Below are 15,348 nucleotides of genomic sequence, written 5' to 3' on the forward strand. Positions count from 1 at the left end.
TTCTTCTCCTTAAATCCGACGCCTCTTGGGCGGCCGGCAACCATTGTGGGGGATCGGCGTCACATCGGTGATCGCCGTGATCTTCATCCCGAGTGCATTGAGCGCACGCACAGAAGACTCCCGCCCCGGACCTGGTCCCTTGATGCGTACTTCAAGGTTCTTCACTCCGCACTCCACCGCCACCTTTCCTGCAGCCTCCGCTGCAACCTGGGCAGCGAAAGGCGTACTCTTGCGCGAGCCCTTGAAGCCGGCGCCGCCCGAGGTCGCCCACGAAAGCGCATTGCCCTGGCGATCGGTAATGGTGATGATCGTATTGTTGAAAGACGCGTGAATGTGAGCGACTCCCTCCGCCACGTTCTTCCTGATCTTGACTTTCTTGCGAACTTTTACAGCAGTCTTGGCCATAGTCTGGATCTAGCTCCTAATCATTTCTTGCCGGCGATGGGCTTGCGCGGCCCCTTGCGGGTACGCGCATTGGTTCGCGTACGCTGCCCACGCGACGGCAGCCCCTTGCGATGACGAAGACCGCGGTAGCAGCCGAGATCCATCAAGCGCTTGATATTCATCGTGACTTCGCGGCGCAGATCGCCCTCGACCGAGAGCTTTCCGATCTGGTCGCGCAAACGTTCCAGTTCGGCTTCCGTCAAGTCCTTCATCTTTGTGGACCGTGTAACGCCGGCGGCATCACAGATCTTCTGCGCGCGCGGACGCCCGATACCGTAGATCGCGGTAAGCGCAATCTCGGCATGCTGATGGTTCGGTAGGTTTACGCCTGCGATGCGGGCCATCGTTTCACCCCAATTAATCGAAACTTACAGTTATTGCCTTCAACCGACTCACGACTCACGAAAGTGGGTCGCCGCGGTCAACCTTGACGCTGTTTGTGACGCTGATCCGAACAGATCACGCGCACGATGCCATGCCGCCGGACAATCTTGCACTTCCGGCAGATGCGTTTTACAGATGCCAGCACTTTCATGATTAACTCCTGATTCCCCGACAGCCGGGCCAGCCGACCCCACGCCGGATTGTTGCGTCGAGAATCTTCACTTGGCGCGGAAGACGATGCGCGCGCGACTCAGATCGTAAGGAGTGAGTTGCACCGTCACTTTGTCGCCGGGCAGGATCCGAATATAGTGCATGCGCATCTTGCCGGAAATAAACCCCAGCACGACATGCCCATTCTCCAGCTTTACCCTGAACGTAGCGTTGGGAAGGTTTTCAATCACCTCACCCTGCATTTCAATCAAGTCTTCCTTGGCCATCCTATTTCGCCGGTAATCCGGAACCCTTGAAGTTCGCTTTCTTCAAGAGGCTCTCGTACTGGTGTGACATGGCATAGGCCTGAACCTGCGTCATGAAGTCCATGGTCACTACCACAATGATCAGCAGGGAAGTGCCGCCAAAATAAAACGGCACATTCCATTTCAGGATCAGGAATTCCGGTAGCAAGCAAACGATCGTGATATACCCGGCACCGACAAGTGTCAGCCGCATTAGTATTCTGTCGATGTAGCGTGCGGTTTGCTCACCGGGACGAATCCCGGGAACGAAGGCGCCGCTACGCTTCAGATTGTCGGCCGTTTCCCGAGAATTGAAGACGAGCGCCGTGTAGAAGAAGCAGAAAAAGATGATTGCCGCCGCATACAGCATCACGTAGATCGGTTGTCCAGGCGAAAGCGCCCCAGCGATATCCTTGAGCCAGCGCACCGATTCTCCCGAGCCGAACCAACCAGCGATCGTCGCCGGGAACAGGATGATTGACGAGGCGAAGATCGGCGGAATCACCCCCGCCATGTTCAACTTCAACGGCAGGTGCGAACTCTGCCCGCCATAGATTTTGTTACCGACCTGCCGCTTTGCGTAGTTTACGAGAATCTTGCGCTGTCCTCGTTCGACGAACACGACAAACGCGGTGACCACCACGACCAGCAGGCTGATGACGATCGCCGTCAGGGGATGCATGGCACCGGTCCGCACGAGTTCCAGCAGACCACCGATGGCATTGGGAAGTCCAGCGGCAATACCGGCAAAGATGATGATCGATATCCCATTGCCGAGACCACGCTCGGTCACCTGTTCACCGAGCCACATCAGGAACATCGTACCGGTGAGCAGGGTGGTCACCGTCACGAACCGGAACATCATCCCAGGATCGAGCACGAGTCCCGGCTGGGATTCCACAGCCACGGCGATACCGATTCCCTGGAAAAGCGCCAGAAAGACGGTGCCGTAACGCGTGTATTGCGTAATCTTGCGTCGCCCGGCTTCGCCTTCCTTCTTCAGCGCCTCGAGTTGCGGGCTAGCATGCGTCATCAGTTGCATGATGATCGAGGCCGAGATGTAGGGCATGATGCCGAGCGCGAAAATCGTGAAGCGTGAGAGTGCGCCCCCCGAAAACATGTTGAACATGCCGAGGATGCCGCCTTGCTGTTTGTTGAACAGTTCGCTCAGGACCTGCGGATCTATCCCCGGCACCGGAATGTGGGAACCAATCCGGTACACAACCAGAGCCCCCAGGAGGAACCACAGGCGACGTTTCAGATCGCCGAACTTCCCCCCTTTGCTGACCGTAGCTGGACTAGTTGCCAAGAAAGATCACCTCTGTGGACTCGTTATTCAGCAACGCTGCCACCGGCGGCTTCAATCGCCGTACGGGCACCCGCCGTTGCTCCAACGCCCCGGAGAACGACTTTGCGGGTGATCTCGCCCGACAGAACGACTTTCGCCGACAGCGCATGCTGCGTGATCAGGTTCGCTTGCTTCAGCGTCGACAAATCCACCTCCTCCAGCGGCAGGGAATTGAGTTCCGACAGCCGCACCTCCACGTTGAAGGCGTTGGTCAAGGACTTGAAGCCGCGCTTCGGCAAGCGGCGCTGCAACGGCATCTGGCCGCCCTCAAAGCCCACCTTATGGAAACCGCCGGCACGTGACTTTTGACCTTTGTGCCCCCGTCCGCAAGTCTTCCCGAAACCCGAGCCTATGCCACGGCCCAGACGCTTCTTGGCCGGTCTGGAGCCTTCGGCCGGCTCGACAGTATTGAGTTTCATGTCAGCCCTCGCACTTCAGGAGATAGGAAACCTTGTTGATCATCCCGCGCACCGCCGCGGTGTCCTCAAGAGTTGAACTGCTGTTCAGACGACGCAGGCCCAGGCCCCGCACGGTGGCACGGTGCGACTCTTTGGTACCGATCAGGCTTCTGACCAGCGTCACTTTTACTGTCTTTTCGGCCATATCTTATCCCAGGATCTCTTCAACGGTCTTGCCCCGCTTGGCCGCGACTTCGGCTGGCGTGGTCATCGCGCGCAAGCCGTTGATCGTCGCGCGAACGATGTTGTAGGGATTGGTCGAGCCATGCGCCTTGGCTACGACGTTGGCCATCCCCATGACGTCGAAAACGGCGCGCATCGCGCCGCCGGCGATGATTCCCGTACCCTCCGGCGCTGGCTGCATCATCACGCGCGATGCGCCATGATGACCGACTACCGTGTGCTGCAAGGTGCCGTTCTTGAGGCTCACCTTCACCAGATTTCGCCGGGCTTCTTCCATCGCCTTCTGAACCGCCACCGGAACTTCGCGCGACTTGCCCTTACCCATGCCAATCCGACCATCGCCATCGCCCACGACGGTCAACGCCGCGAAACCAAGGATGCGGCCCCCTTTGACTACCTTCGTCACACGGTTGATCGAGATCATCTTCTCGCGCATACCGTCGTCGGGCTTCTCAGCTTGCTGAGGTTTTCTGCTTTGCGGTTTAGCCATTGATTACTCCAGTTCTTTGCGGTCTGATCAGAACTTCAAACCGGCTTCACGGGCGGCATCAGCCAGCGCCTTGATCCGCCCATGGTACTGAAATCCGGCACGGTCAAACGCCACCTGCTCTATCCCGGCCTGCTTGGCGCGCTCCGCGATCAGTTGACCGATCGTTTTCGCCGCCTCGATATTGCCGCCGTTACTCAAGGTCTTGCGCAACCCCGGTTCGAGGGACGAAGCCGCAGCCAGAACCCTGGAACCGCACGCCGAAATCACCTGGGCATAGATGTGGCAGTTGCTGCGGTGAACCGACAGGCGCACGGCCTTGAGTTCGGCGATTTTGGCCCGGGTCTTGCGAGCTCTGCGCAAACGCGCCTGTTTCTTCTCAATCATCTAAGCACCCTTATTTCTTCTTCTTCGTTTCCTTGATCACGACCACTTCGTCGCTATAGCGCACGCCTTTGCCCTTGTAGGGCTCCGGTTTGCGATAAGCACGAACTTCGGCCGCGACCTGACCAACGAGCTGGCGGTCCACTCCCTTGATCACGATCTCGGTCTGCGTCGGCGTCTCGGCACTTATGCCCTTGGGCAACTTGTACGCAACCGGGTGCGAAAAGCCAAGGGTCAGGTTGAGCGTGTCACCCTGCGCCTGTGCCCGGTAGCCCACACCAACCAGATTGAGGCGGCGCTCGAAACCCTTGCTCACGCCGACCACCATATTATTCACCACCGCCCGAACCGTACCTGACAGCGCGTCGGCATTGGCGGCACCTGGCACCGGTTTGCACAGCAGGCTACCCGATTCCTGCTCGACGCAGACCGCCGAGTTACCGGAAAATTCAAGGGTTCCCAGAGGGCCCTTGACAGAGATACGTTCCGTCGTGATGTCTACCGCCACACCGGCCGGGACGACGATTGGGTTCTTAGCAACGCGGGACATGGCTACCCCTTACGCGACGATGCACAGCACTTCGCCGCCGATATGGCTGGCGCGGGCTTTGCGGTCAGTCATCACACCCTTGGGAGTTGACACGATGGCCACTCCAAGTCCGTTCATGACCTGAGGGATGTTGTCAGCCCCCCTGTAGATACGGAGACCCGGCCGCGACACACGGTCGATCCGCTCGATCACTGGCCGGCCAGCGTAATACTTCAGCCCTATCACGAGCAGCGGCTTGCCGCTGTTTTCGCTGACGGCGAAGTCTTCGACATAGCCTTCGTCCTTGAGGACCTGGGCGATGGCAATCTTTACCTTTGAAGACGGCATGGCGACGGAGGCCTTGCTTGCCATCTGGGCATTTCGGATGCGTGTCAGCATGTCGCTGATCGGATCGCTCATACTCATTTCGTTTTCTCCTGCCTACCAGCTAGCCTTGATCATCCCCGGGACCTCGCCCTGCAGCGCGAATTGGCGCAGCTTGCCACGACCCAAACCGAACTTCCGATAGACACCACGAGGGCGACCCGTCATCTCGCAACGGTTACGCAGCCTGACCGGGCTTGAGTTCCTTGGCAGTGACTGCATCTTCAGGCGCGCCTCAAAGCGTTCATCGAGCGGCCGGCTTTCGTCACCGATGATTGCGACCAACTCGGCACGCTTTTTGGCATACTTTTCAACTATCTTGCGCCGCTTTTCACCGCGGTTGATCACAGCGAGTTTCGCCATTTCGTCTCAGTTCCTGAAGGGAAATTTAAACGCGCCAAGCAAGGCACGCGCCTCGGCGTCGGTCTTGGCAGTAGTAGTGACACTGATGTTCATGCCACGCAACGCATCGATCTTGTCGTACTCGATCTCCGGAAAGATGATCTGCTCCTTGAGGCCCATGTTGTAGTTCCCACGGCCGTCAAAGCCTTTCCCCGAAATACCCCGGAAATCACGCACCCGCGGCAGCGCGACGGTAACGAGCCGATCGATGAACTCGAACATACGTGGCCCGCGCAGCGTTACCATGCACCCGATCGGATAGCCGGTGCGGATTTTGAAGCCGGCAATCGACTTGCGAGCCTTGGTAACCACCGGTTTCTGACCGGCAATCTTGGTCAAATCGCCAACGGCGTTGTCGAGCACCTTCTTGTCGGCAACGGCCTCGCCCACACCAATGTTGAGCGTTACCTTGGTGATGCGAGGCACTTCCATTCTCGACTTGTACCCGAACTTCTGGGTCAGCTCGGCGACCACCGTGGTCTTGTAGTAATCCAGCAAACGCGCCATGACTGCTCCTTAGGCCCCCAACACTTCGCCATTCGACTTGAAAAACCGCACCTTCGTGCCATCTCCAAGGGTTTTGAAACCGACGCGGTCGGCCTTCTTGGTCGCCGGGTTGTAGAGCGAAACATTCGAAATGTGCAGCGGCATCTCTTTCTCGATGATCCCGCCGACGACACCCTTTACCGGATTCGGCTTGACATGCTTCTTGACCCGATTGACACCATCAACGAGCACATGTTCGGCGTCTATACGGCGAACCACCGAGCCGCGCTTACCCTTGTCTTTTCCAGCGATGACGACCACATCGTCGCCTTTGCGAATCTTTTCCATGACCTTCCTTACAGCACTTCTGGCGCCAGCGACACGATCTTCATGAAACGGTCGCCGCGCAGTTCGCGCGTTACCGGCCCGAAGATACGGGTACCTATCGGCTCCATCTTGTTATTCAGGAGGACGGCCGCATTGTGGTCGAACTTGACCAGGGAACCGTCGCCACGGCGCACACCTTTGGCGGCACGCACGACCACCGCGCTGTAGACATCGCCTTTCTTGACACGCCCACGCGGCGCTGCATCCTTGATCGTGACCTTGATAATGTCACCGATGCCGGCGTAACGGCGCTTGGAGCCGCCGAGCACCTTGATGCACATCACCGAGCGAGCGCCAGTATTGTCGGCGACGTCGAGAATCGTCTGTACTTGAATCATCTGTCACTCCAACTTGGCCCGCGTTGGCGGTCAGTCTTGGAACCCGTAGGGGTAGGAACGCCCAAGCGTGAAAGGATTACTCGGGCAGGGGAAAGCCGACTATTATAGCGGCCAATAGCAAAAACGCAAGCGTTAGACCGCAACTGCGCGTTCGAGCAAGCGGGTCACGATCCAGGCCTTGGTCTTCGCCAGCGGACGAGACTCCTGAATTTCCACCAGATCACCGGCTTTCGCCTGATTGTCGTCGTTGTGTGCATGGTACTTGCTTGAGCGCACGATGATCTTGTTATACATCGCATGCTTGACGCGACGCTCAACCACGACCGTGACGGTCTTGTCCATCTTGTCACTGACGACGCGCCCTACCAAGGTACGCTTGTTGGTGGTGGTTTCGCTCATTGTTGCACTGCCTTTTCACGAAGAAGCGTGCGTACGCGCGCAATCTGCCGACGCACTTTGCCAATCTGACTGTTGTTCGACAGCTGCTGGGTGGCAAGCTGCATCCGTAGCCCGAACTGGGCCTTCAGCAGCTCCAGGAGCTCCAGATTCAGCTCGTCCACGGTTTTTGCTCTGAGTTCGCTGACTTTCATGATCAACCCACCATACGCGTAACGAAAACCGTCGGAATCGGCAGCTTTGCGGCGGCCAGGGCGAACGCTTCGCGCGCCAAGCCTTCATTGACCCCATCCATCTCGTACAGAACCTTGCCTGGCTTGATCTCGGCAACCCAGTACTCGGGGTTGCCTTTGCCGCTGCCCATCCGGACTTCGGCTGGCTTTTTCGAGATCGGCTTGTCGGGAAAGACACGAATCCAGATACGGCCCCCGCGCTTGATGTGACGGGTCATTGCCCGACGAGCAGCCTCGATCTGTCGGGCGGTCAACCGCCCGCGACCGATCGCCTTGAGGCCGAACTCGCCGAAGCTTACCTTGGCCCCACGCGTCGCGAGCCCGGTGTTGCGACCCTTCTGCTCCTTCCGGTACTTTCTTCTAGCTGGCTGCAGCATCTGTTGTTCCTGCCTTTCTTACTCGTTTCACCGGCGCCTTCGCTTCTCCAGCCACCCCATCCGACTTTACGGCTTCCTCAGCACCATCGATCCGCGCTTTCGGTGGGCGAGCCGGTCTGTCCGTCGTCTCCCCGGGGCGCGCCGTACGCCGCGGCCTGCGCTCATCGGCCGCCGCCTCTGGCGACAGGGCCGCCTGCTCCTGGCGATTCAGGATCTCTCCCTTGAATACCCATACCTTGACGCCGATGAGACCATAGGTGGTCAGCGCCTCCGAGGTCGCATAATCGATGTCGGCGCGCAGCGTGTGCAACGGCACGCGACCCTCGCGATACCATTCGCGGCGTGCGATTTCGGCACCGTTCAGACGACCAGAACTCATGATCTTGATGCCCTGCGCACCCAGACGCATCGCGTTCTGCATCGCGCGCTTCATGGCGCGGCGGAACATGATGCGCTTCTCAAGCTGCTGGGTGATCGAGTCGGCGATCAGTTGGGCATCCAGCTCCGGCTTGCGGATTTCTTCGATGCTCACATGCACCGGAACGCCCATGATCTTTTGCAGGGCGACCCTGAGGTGATCAATCTCCTCGCCCTTCTTGCCGATGACGACGCCCGGGCGGGCGGAGAAGATCGTGACCCGCGCGTTCTTGGCCGGCCGCTCGATCAGGATGCGCCCGACGGACGCATGCTTGAGCTTCTTCTTGAGGTATTCGCGAACCTTGATGTCTTCATTGAGCATGCCGGCAAAGTTCTTCTTGTTGGCATACCAGCGCGACGACCAGTCACGCGTGACCGCCAGACGAAACCCGGCAGGATGAATCTTTTGTCCCATTCTAGTTCCTCAGTTGCCGACGGTCAGAAATACGTGACAGGTCGGCTTGACGATCCGGTTACCGCGACCCTTCGCCCGCGCGGTAAAGCGCTTGAGAACGGTTCCCTTCTCGACGCAGATCGTCTTCACCGTCAGTTCGTCAATGTCAGCACCATCGTTGTGCTCGGCATTGGCGATGGCCGATTCGAGGACCTTCTTGATGATCGCAGCACCCTTCTTGGGGCTGAACGTCAGAATGCTCAGCGCCCTGTCGACCGGCAGGCCGCGTATCTGATCGGCCACCAATCGCCCCTTCTGGCTGGACAGGCGCACGCCGCGCAAGACAGCACGAGTTTCCATATTCATTCCTCTATCTCTTTGCCTTCTTGCCAGCCGTGTGGCCCTTGAAGGTACGAGTCAGCGAAAACTCGCCGAGCTTGTGCCCAACCATGTTCTCGGTCACGTAGACCGGAACGTGTTGCTTGCCGTTATGAACGGCAATGGTAAGACCAACGAAATCCGGCAGCACCGTGGACCGGCGTGACCAAGTCTTGATCGGGCGCTTGTCGCCCGTGGCGCGCACCACGCCCACTTTTTTCAGCAGATGGGCATCGGCAAACGGGCCCTTCTTAACGGAACGTCCCATGGTTCTCTATCCCCTAGCGTTTGTTACTACGGCGCTGCACGATCATCGAAGTCGTGCGCTTGTTGCGACGAGTACGATAGCCTTTGGTCTTGGTACCCCAAGGACTGACCGGGTGCATACCGGACGCTGTCTTGCCCTCGCCACCACCGTGCGGGTGATCGATTGGGTTCATCGCGACGCCACGAACCGTGGGACGAATGCCGCGCCAGCGATTGCCGCCTGCCTTGCCAATCGAGCGCAAGCTGTGCTCTTCGTTACCTACCTCACCGATAGTCGCCCGGCACTCGACGTGCACCCGCCTGATCTCTCCGGAGCGAAGGCGCAGCTGGGCGTGCACGCCCTCCCGGGCCAGCAGCTGCGCCGAGGTGCCTGCTGAACGCGCCAGTTGCGCACCCTTGCCCGGAACCATCTCGACACAGTGGATCGTGGTACCTACCGGGATGTTACGTATCGGCAGGGTGTTACCGACCTTGATCGGCGCCTCCGAACCACTCGCCACCTGCTGCCCGACCACCAGACCCTTGGGAGCGATGATGTAGCGACGCTCCCCATCCGCGTAACAGAGCAAAGCTATCGTCGCGGTACGGTTGGGATCGTATTCGAGGCGCTCCACCTGGGCGGCAACCCCATCTTTGTTACGCTTGAAATCGATCAGCCGATAGTGTTGCTTGTGGCCGCCACCCTTGTGGCGAGTCGTGATGTGTCCATTGTTGTTGCGGCCGGCGTGCTTGGACTGGGACTCGATCAGCCCGGCAACGGGCGCGCCCTTGTGCAACCCCGGAGTGACGACCTTGATGACCGCACGGCGGCCAGGTGAAGTCGGCTTGACTTTGACGAGCGCCATCAGACGACCCCCCCATCGACGAAGTTAATCTCCTGACCGGGCTTGAGGCACACATAGGCCTTCTTCCAGTTCCTGCGCCGGCCCATGACACGACCGAACTTCTTTTGCTTGCCCTTGACGTTGGCAATCTGGACAGATTCCACGGAAACCTTGAACAGCAGTTCGACGGCACCCTTTACTTCGGGCTTGGTTGCGTCGGACGTCACACGAAAGATCACCTGTGAATACTTGTCTGCCACATAGGTGGCCTTTTCGGAGATCTGCGGAGCGAGCAACACCTGCATCAAACGTTGGTGATTCATCCCAGGATCTCCTCAAACTTGGCCAGCGCACCCTTGGTCACCAGCACTTTCGGGAAGTGGATCAGCGACACCGGGTCGGTCTGGCTGACTTCCAGCACCAGCACATTCGGCAGGTTGCGCGCCGCCAGGAAGACGTTTTCGTCAAGATCGTCGGTGATCACGAGCACTGACTCGTAGCCCATATCCTTGATCTTTGCGGCAAACAGCTTCGTCTTCGGAGCAGCTATCGACAGCGTGTCGACAACGGCCAGCCGATCCTGGCGAACAAGCTGCGACAGGATTGCTGCCATGCCGGCGCGATACATCTTGCGGTTCAGTTTCTGGCTGAAGTTCTCGTCCGGTGAACTCGGGAAGACCCGGCCGCCGCCACGCCAGATCGGTGATGAAGACATGCCCGCCCGCGCCCGACCGGTGCCCTTCTGGCGCCACGGCTTCTTGGTCGTGTGCCGCACATCCTGACGATCCTTTTGCGCGCGATTGCCACTACGCGCGTTCGCCTGATAGGCAACGAGGACCTGATGCACCAGCGCCTCGTTGTATTCACGGCCAAACAGTGCGTCGGATGCCTCCAGACGACTGGCTTCCTGGCCTTGCTCATTGATCAGCTTGAGTTCCATTTATGCCCCCGCCTTGACTGCAGGACGCACAATCACATCCGACCCCTTGGAGCCGGGCACTGCGCCCTTGAGCAACAGCAACTGACGATCCACGTCGACCCGAACGACTTCGAGATTTTGCTGCGTGCGCTTGACAGCACCGAGGTGACCAGCCATCTTTTTGCCCGGGAAGACGCGACCGGGGTCTTGCGCCATGCCGGTGGAGCCCAGCGCCTGATGCGAAACCGAGTTGCCGTGCGCGGCGCCCTGTGAAGAAAAGTGGTGCCGCTTGATGCCGCCGGAAAAGCCCTTGCCGATCGTCTTGCCGGTCACGTCGACCTTTTGACCGACCGCAAAGATGGTGACGCTGATTTGGTCGCCAGGCTTGAGCGTGGCGAGTTCGGCAACCGATACAGGAAACTCCTTCAGGACGTGGCCGGCTTCGACACCGGCTTTGGCGAGGTGCCCCGCCAGGGGCTTGCTCACCCGCGACGCGCGACGCTTGCCGAAGGCTACCTGAACGACCGAATAGCCGTCGTTCTGGGGCGTTTTGATCTGGGCAACGCGATTATTGGACACATCGAGCACGGTCACCGGGACACTTATTCCGTCGTCGGTGAAGATGCGCGTCATGCCAACCTTGCGCCCAACAAGGCCTAGACTCATGGTTATTCTCCTCAGACCGGCTACGATTGGCCGGCGAGCGATACTAACAAAAACGGGCAGTGTCAATAGCACAGCTGCCCGACGAAAGGCGGCGATTATAGCCGCTACAACGCCCTTACTGCAACTTAATTTCGACGTCAACGCCCGCTGGCAGGTCAAGCTTCATGAGCGCATCAACAGTCTTGTCGGTGGGATCGATGATGTCCATCAAACGGAGATGGGTACGCATTTCAAACTGGTCGCGCGAACTCTTGTCCACGTGCGGGGAGCGGAGCACGTCGAAGCGCTGAATACGGGTCGGCAACGGCACCGGGCCGCGAACGACTGCACCGGTACGCTTGGCGGTCTCAACAATCTCCTGCGCGGACTGATCGATCAAGCGATAGTCAAAGGCCTTCAGGCGGATTCGGATTTTCTGGCTTTGCATGTCATATTCCAAAGAGCGATGGACGGGGGGGTTCAAGCCCCGCCCGAGGTTTTGCCGACTACTCGATGATCTTGGCCACGACGCCGGCACCAACGGTGCGGCCGCCTTCGCGGATGGCGAAACGCAAGCCCTCCTCCATGGCGATCGGCGAGATCAGTTTGACGGTCATCTGGATGTTGTCGCCCGGCATCACCATCTCGACGCCTTCGGGCATGGCGATCGCGCCGGTCACATCCGTCGTCCGGAAGTAGAACTGCGGGCGATAGTTGTTGAAGAACGGCGTGTGACGACCACCCTCTTCCTTCGACAGCACGTAAACCTCACCCGTGAAGTGCGTGTGCGGCTTGATCGAACCCGGCTTGGCAAGAACCTGGCCACGCTCGACGTCTTCACGCTTGATGCCGCGCAGGAGAACACCGACGTTGTCACCGGCCTGGCCCTGGTCGAGCAGCTTGCGGAACATCTCGACGCCCGTGCAGGTCGTCTTGATCGTCGGCCGAATGCCGACAATCTCGACTTCCTCGCCGACCTTGACCACCCCGCGCTCCACCCGCCCGGTCACCACCGTGCCCCGGCCGGAAATCGAGAAAACGTCCTCCAGCGGCAGCAGGAAGGGCTTGTCCACCGCCCGCTCCGGCGTCGGGATGTACGCATCGAGCGCATCCGCCAGCGCCATCACCGACTGTTCGCCGAGCGCGCCGGTGTCGCCTTCCAGCGCCTTCAGCGCCGAACCCTGGATGATCGGCACGTCGTCGCCCGGAAAGTCGTACTTCGACAGCAACTCACGAACCTCCATGTCGACCAGCTCGAGCAGCTCGGCGTCGTCGACCATGTCGCACTTGTTCAGATAGACGATGATGTACGGCACGCCCACTTGGCGCGCCAGCAGAATGTGCTCGCGCGTCTGCGGCATCGGGCCATCCGCCGCCGACACCACCAGGATCGCGCCGTCCATCTGCGCCGCACCGGTAATCATGTTCTTGATGTAGTCCGCGTGACCCGGGCAGTCGACGTGCGCATAGTGCCGCTTCGACGTCTCGTACTCGACGTGCGCCGTGTTGATCGTGATGCCGCGCGCCTTCTCTTCCGGCGCCGCGTCGATCTGGTCGTAGGCCTTCGCCACTCCGCCGAACTTCTTCGCCAGAATGGTCGTGATCGCCGCCGTCAGCGTCGTCTTTCCGTGATCAACGTGCCCAATCGTCCCCACATTCACGTGCGGCTTCGTGCGTTCAAATTTTCCCTTGGCCATCAGCGTATCCTCAGTAACATGGTCATTTCTTGTTGATTACCGCCTCGGCGACGTTCTTCGGCGCTTCGGCGTAGTGCTTGAACTCCATCGAATAGGTCGCGCGACCCTGGGACAGCGAGCGCAGGGTGGTCGAGTAACCGAACATCTCGGCCAGCGGCACCTCGGCCTTGATCGCCTTGATGTTGCCGGGCAGGTCCTCCATACCCTGTACCATGCCCCGGCGGCTCGACAGATCGCCCATCACGTTGCCCATGTAGTCTTCCGGCGTCTCGACCTCGACCGCCATCATCGGCTCCAGCAGAGTCGGCGAGGCCCGCCGCATACCGTCCTTGAAGGCTATGGCGGCGGCCATGCGAAAAGCGTTCTCGTTGGAGTCCACGTCATGGTAGGAGCCTTCGAACAGCGTGAACTTGATGTCGACCACAGGAAAACCGGCCAGTACACCGCTGGTGACCGCATCCTGCAAGCCCTTGTCCACCGCCGGAATATACTCGCGCGGTACGGTGCCCCCCTTGATCGCATCGACGAACTCGTAGCCCTTGCCCGGCTCATTGGGTTCGATCTTCAACCAGACATGACCGTATTGACCACGCCCGCCCGACTGCTTGACAAACTTGCCTTCCTGTTCGACCGATTTCTTGATGCACTCGCGGTAAGCCACCTGCGGCGCACCGACGTTGGCATCGACGCCGAACTCGCGCTTCAGCCGATCGACGATGATCTCGAGGTGCAACTCGCCCATGCCGGAAATGATCGTTTGCCCCGACTCCTCGTCGGTACGCACGCGGAACGACGGATCCTCCTGCGCCAGGCGACCCAGGGCGATACCCATCTTCTCCTGGTCCGGCTTGGTCTTCGGCTCGACAGCCACGTGAATCACCGGCTCGGGGAAGATCATCCGCTCAAGGGTGATCACCGCCGATGGGTCGCACAACGTCTCACCGGTCGTCACCTCCTTGAGGCCGACGCACGCAGCGATGTCGCCAGCCAGCACCTCCTTGATTTCCTCGCGGTTGTTGGCGTGCATCTGCAGCACGCGACCGATACGCTCCTTGCGGCCCTTCGTCGGGTTGTAAATAGTATCGCCCGTCTTCAAGACACCGGAGTAGACCCGGATGAAGGTCAGTTGACCGACGTACGGGTCGGTCATCAGTTTGAAGGCCAGCGCGGAAAACTTGGCATCGTCGGACGCCTCACGCGTAGCGAGTTCGCCGTCTTCCTTTTCTCCGGTCACCGGCGGAATATCGACTGGCGACGGCAGCAGGTCGATCACCGCATCGAGCATGCGTTGCACGCCCTTGTTCTTGAAGGCGGTGCCGCACAGCGCCGGCTGGATCTCGCAGGCAATCGTCCGATCACGCAGACCCTTGATGACCTGAGCTTCGCTCAACTCACCCTGCTCCAGGTAGGCGTCCATCAGCTCTTCCGACGATTCGGCGGCGGCCTCGACCATCTTGCTCCGCCACTCGTCCGCCTCGGCCTGAAGGCTGGCGGGGATGTCGCGATAATCGAACTTCATTCCCAGCGAGGCTTCATCCCAGTAGATGGCCCGCATCTTGATGAGATCGACGACACCTTCGAAGTAGTCTTCCTTACCGATCGGAATGACGATCGGCACCGGATTGGCCTTCAGGCGAATCCGCATCTGGTCGACGACCTTGAAGAAATCTGCGCCCTGACGGTCCATCTTGTTCACGAAGGCAAGCCGCGGCACCTTGTACTTCGTCGCCTGACGCCACACCGTCTCCGACTGCGGTTGCACCCCACCGACGGCACAGTAGATCATGCACGCCCCGTCGAGCACCCGCATGGAACGTTCGACTTCGATCGTGAAGTCAACGTGCCCAGGAGTATCGATGATGTTGATGCGGTGCTCCGGGCGATCAAGCTGCATGCCTTTCCAGAAGCAGGTCGTCGCCGCCGAAGTGATCGTGATTCCGCGCTCCTGCTCCTGAGCCATCCAGTCCATGGTCGCGGCGCCATCGTGCACTTCACCGATCTTGTGGTTGATGCCGGTGTAGAACAGGATACGCTCGGTCGCCGTCGTCTTGCCGGCGTCAATATGCGCGCTGATACCGATGTTCCGGTAACGCTCGATGGGGGTTTTGCGTGCCACGGTAATAAACCTTCAC

At 59.5% G+C, this 15,348-nt stretch carries 28 protein-coding genes; all 28 read right to left on the bottom strand.

The features are described 5' to 3' along the window. Nucleotides 1-9: 9 nt before the first annotated feature. Entirely contained in the window at nt 10-405 is a 396-nt protein-coding gene (gene rpsK / locus CAP2UW1_RS17205; protein WP_015767902.1) for a 30S ribosomal protein S11, read from the bottom strand. A gap of 20 nt (nt 406-425) precedes the next feature. Beyond that, complete coding sequence (gene rpsM / locus CAP2UW1_RS17210) at nt 426-788, bottom strand: 30S ribosomal protein S13 (protein ID WP_015767903.1); 363 nt, start codon at nt 786-788, stop codon at nt 426-428. Between the two features lie 77 nt (nt 789-865). Beyond that, the gene (rpmJ, locus tag CAP2UW1_RS24690; protein WP_081444221.1) at nt 866-979 is read right to left on the bottom strand and encodes a 50S ribosomal protein L36; all 114 of its coding nucleotides are present in this window, start codon (nt 977-979) and stop codon (nt 866-868) included. 67 nt (nt 980-1,046) lie between these two features. Continuing rightward, nucleotides 1,047-1,265 carry a translation initiation factor IF-1 gene (gene infA, locus CAP2UW1_RS17215; RefSeq protein ID WP_015767904.1) on the bottom strand — a complete coding sequence of 73 codons (219 nt, stop codon included), beginning with the start codon at nt 1,263-1,265 and terminating at the stop codon, nt 1,047-1,049. Nucleotide 1,266: 1 nt separating this feature from the next. Further along, nucleotides 1,267-2,592: a preprotein translocase subunit SecY gene (secY, locus tag CAP2UW1_RS17220; RefSeq protein ID WP_015767905.1), complete on the bottom strand. Its 1,326-nt coding sequence runs from the start codon at nt 2,590-2,592 to the stop codon at nt 1,267-1,269. Between the two features lie 23 nt (nt 2,593-2,615). Next, complete coding sequence (rplO, locus tag CAP2UW1_RS17225) at nt 2,616-3,050, bottom strand: 50S ribosomal protein L15 (protein WP_015767906.1); 435 nt, start codon at nt 3,048-3,050, stop codon at nt 2,616-2,618. A gap of 1 nt (nt 3,051) precedes the next feature. Next, the gene (gene rpmD, locus CAP2UW1_RS17230; RefSeq protein ID WP_015767907.1) at nt 3,052-3,234 is read right to left on the bottom strand and encodes a 50S ribosomal protein L30; all 183 of its coding nucleotides are present in this window, start codon (nt 3,232-3,234) and stop codon (nt 3,052-3,054) included. A gap of 3 nt (nt 3,235-3,237) precedes the next feature. Continuing rightward, complete coding sequence (gene rpsE, locus CAP2UW1_RS17235; RefSeq protein WP_015767908.1) at nt 3,238-3,762, bottom strand: 30S ribosomal protein S5; 525 nt, start codon at nt 3,760-3,762, stop codon at nt 3,238-3,240. Between the two features lie 27 nt (nt 3,763-3,789). Beyond that, the gene (rplR, locus tag CAP2UW1_RS17240; protein WP_041568673.1) at nt 3,790-4,143 is read right to left on the bottom strand and encodes a 50S ribosomal protein L18; all 354 of its coding nucleotides are present in this window, start codon (nt 4,141-4,143) and stop codon (nt 3,790-3,792) included. A gap of 13 nt (nt 4,144-4,156) precedes the next feature. Beyond that, nucleotides 4,157-4,693 (bottom strand): 50S ribosomal protein L6, encoded by a 537-nt coding sequence (gene rplF, locus CAP2UW1_RS17245; protein WP_015767910.1) that lies wholly within the window; start codon nt 4,691-4,693, stop codon nt 4,157-4,159. Between the two features lie 9 nt (nt 4,694-4,702). After that, entirely contained in the window at nt 4,703-5,098 is a 396-nt protein-coding gene (gene rpsH / locus CAP2UW1_RS17250; protein ID WP_015767911.1) for a 30S ribosomal protein S8, read from the bottom strand. Nucleotides 5,099-5,113: 15 nt separating this feature from the next. Next, the gene (gene rpsN / locus CAP2UW1_RS17255) at nt 5,114-5,419 is read right to left on the bottom strand and encodes a 30S ribosomal protein S14 (protein WP_015767912.1); all 306 of its coding nucleotides are present in this window, start codon (nt 5,417-5,419) and stop codon (nt 5,114-5,116) included. Nucleotides 5,420-5,425: 6 nt separating this feature from the next. Then, nucleotides 5,426-5,965, bottom strand: coding sequence for a 50S ribosomal protein L5 (rplE, locus tag CAP2UW1_RS17260; protein ID WP_015767913.1), 540 nt, complete (start codon nt 5,963-5,965; stop codon nt 5,426-5,428). A 9-nt stretch (nt 5,966-5,974) separates the two neighbouring features. Next, nucleotides 5,975-6,292 carry a 50S ribosomal protein L24 gene (rplX, locus tag CAP2UW1_RS17265; protein WP_015767914.1) on the bottom strand — a complete coding sequence of 106 codons (318 nt, stop codon included), beginning with the start codon at nt 6,290-6,292 and terminating at the stop codon, nt 5,975-5,977. Nucleotides 6,293-6,300: 8 nt separating this feature from the next. Continuing rightward, on the bottom strand, nt 6,301-6,669 hold the full coding sequence (gene rplN / locus CAP2UW1_RS17270) for a 50S ribosomal protein L14 (RefSeq protein ID WP_015767915.1): 369 nt from the start codon (nt 6,667-6,669) through the stop codon (nt 6,301-6,303). A 132-nt stretch (nt 6,670-6,801) separates the two neighbouring features. Beyond that, nucleotides 6,802-7,068, bottom strand: coding sequence for a 30S ribosomal protein S17 (gene rpsQ, locus CAP2UW1_RS17275; RefSeq protein ID WP_015767916.1), 267 nt, complete (start codon nt 7,066-7,068; stop codon nt 6,802-6,804). Then, entirely contained in the window at nt 7,065-7,259 is a 195-nt protein-coding gene (gene rpmC / locus CAP2UW1_RS17280; protein ID WP_015767917.1) for a 50S ribosomal protein L29, read from the bottom strand. Before rpmC ends, rpsQ begins: the two co-directional genes overlap by 4 nt. Nucleotides 7,260-7,261: 2 nt before the next feature. After that, nucleotides 7,262-7,675 (bottom strand): 50S ribosomal protein L16, encoded by a 414-nt coding sequence (gene rplP, locus CAP2UW1_RS17285; protein ID WP_015767918.1) that lies wholly within the window; start codon nt 7,673-7,675, stop codon nt 7,262-7,264. Further along, complete coding sequence (gene rpsC / locus CAP2UW1_RS17290) at nt 7,659-8,507, bottom strand: 30S ribosomal protein S3 (RefSeq protein WP_015767919.1); 849 nt, start codon at nt 8,505-8,507, stop codon at nt 7,659-7,661. The genes rplP and rpsC overlap by 17 nt, the downstream gene beginning before the upstream one ends. A gap of 9 nt (nt 8,508-8,516) precedes the next feature. Beyond that, on the bottom strand, nt 8,517-8,846 hold the full coding sequence (rplV, locus tag CAP2UW1_RS17295; protein ID WP_015767920.1) for a 50S ribosomal protein L22: 330 nt from the start codon (nt 8,844-8,846) through the stop codon (nt 8,517-8,519). Nucleotides 8,847-8,856: 10 nt separating this feature from the next. Then, entirely contained in the window at nt 8,857-9,132 is a 276-nt protein-coding gene (gene rpsS, locus CAP2UW1_RS17300) for a 30S ribosomal protein S19 (protein WP_015767921.1), read from the bottom strand. Nucleotides 9,133-9,145: 13 nt separating this feature from the next. Further along, nucleotides 9,146-9,976, bottom strand: a complete 831-nt coding sequence (rplB, locus tag CAP2UW1_RS17305; RefSeq protein ID WP_015767922.1) for a 50S ribosomal protein L2 — start codon at nt 9,974-9,976, stop codon at nt 9,146-9,148. Then, nucleotides 9,976-10,278 (bottom strand): 50S ribosomal protein L23, encoded by a 303-nt coding sequence (gene rplW, locus CAP2UW1_RS17310; protein ID WP_015767923.1) that lies wholly within the window; start codon nt 10,276-10,278, stop codon nt 9,976-9,978. Before rplW ends, rplB begins: the two co-directional genes overlap by 1 nt. After that, a complete protein-coding gene (gene rplD / locus CAP2UW1_RS17315; RefSeq protein WP_015767924.1) occupies nt 10,275-10,895 on the bottom strand; it encodes a 50S ribosomal protein L4 in 621 nt (206 codons plus the stop codon). Before rplD ends, rplW begins: the two co-directional genes overlap by 4 nt. Beyond that, nucleotides 10,896-11,540, bottom strand: coding sequence for a 50S ribosomal protein L3 (rplC, locus tag CAP2UW1_RS17320; protein WP_015767925.1), 645 nt, complete (start codon nt 11,538-11,540; stop codon nt 10,896-10,898). Nucleotides 11,541-11,655: 115 nt separating this feature from the next. Beyond that, nucleotides 11,656-11,967: a 30S ribosomal protein S10 gene (gene rpsJ / locus CAP2UW1_RS17325; RefSeq protein WP_015767926.1), complete on the bottom strand. Its 312-nt coding sequence runs from the start codon at nt 11,965-11,967 to the stop codon at nt 11,656-11,658. A 58-nt stretch (nt 11,968-12,025) separates the two neighbouring features. Then, entirely contained in the window at nt 12,026-13,216 is a 1,191-nt protein-coding gene (gene tuf / locus CAP2UW1_RS17330; RefSeq protein WP_015767927.1) for an elongation factor Tu, read from the bottom strand. 22 nt (nt 13,217-13,238) lie between these two features. Beyond that, nucleotides 13,239-15,332: an elongation factor G gene (fusA, locus tag CAP2UW1_RS17335; RefSeq protein WP_015767928.1), complete on the bottom strand. Its 2,094-nt coding sequence runs from the start codon at nt 15,330-15,332 to the stop codon at nt 13,239-13,241. Nucleotides 15,333-15,348: the final 16 nt, after the last annotated feature.

It is taken from the genome of Candidatus Accumulibacter phosphatis, from assembly GCF_000024165.1.
GTDB classification, from domain to species: Bacteria; Pseudomonadota; Gammaproteobacteria; order Burkholderiales; family Rhodocyclaceae; genus Accumulibacter; species Accumulibacter phosphatis.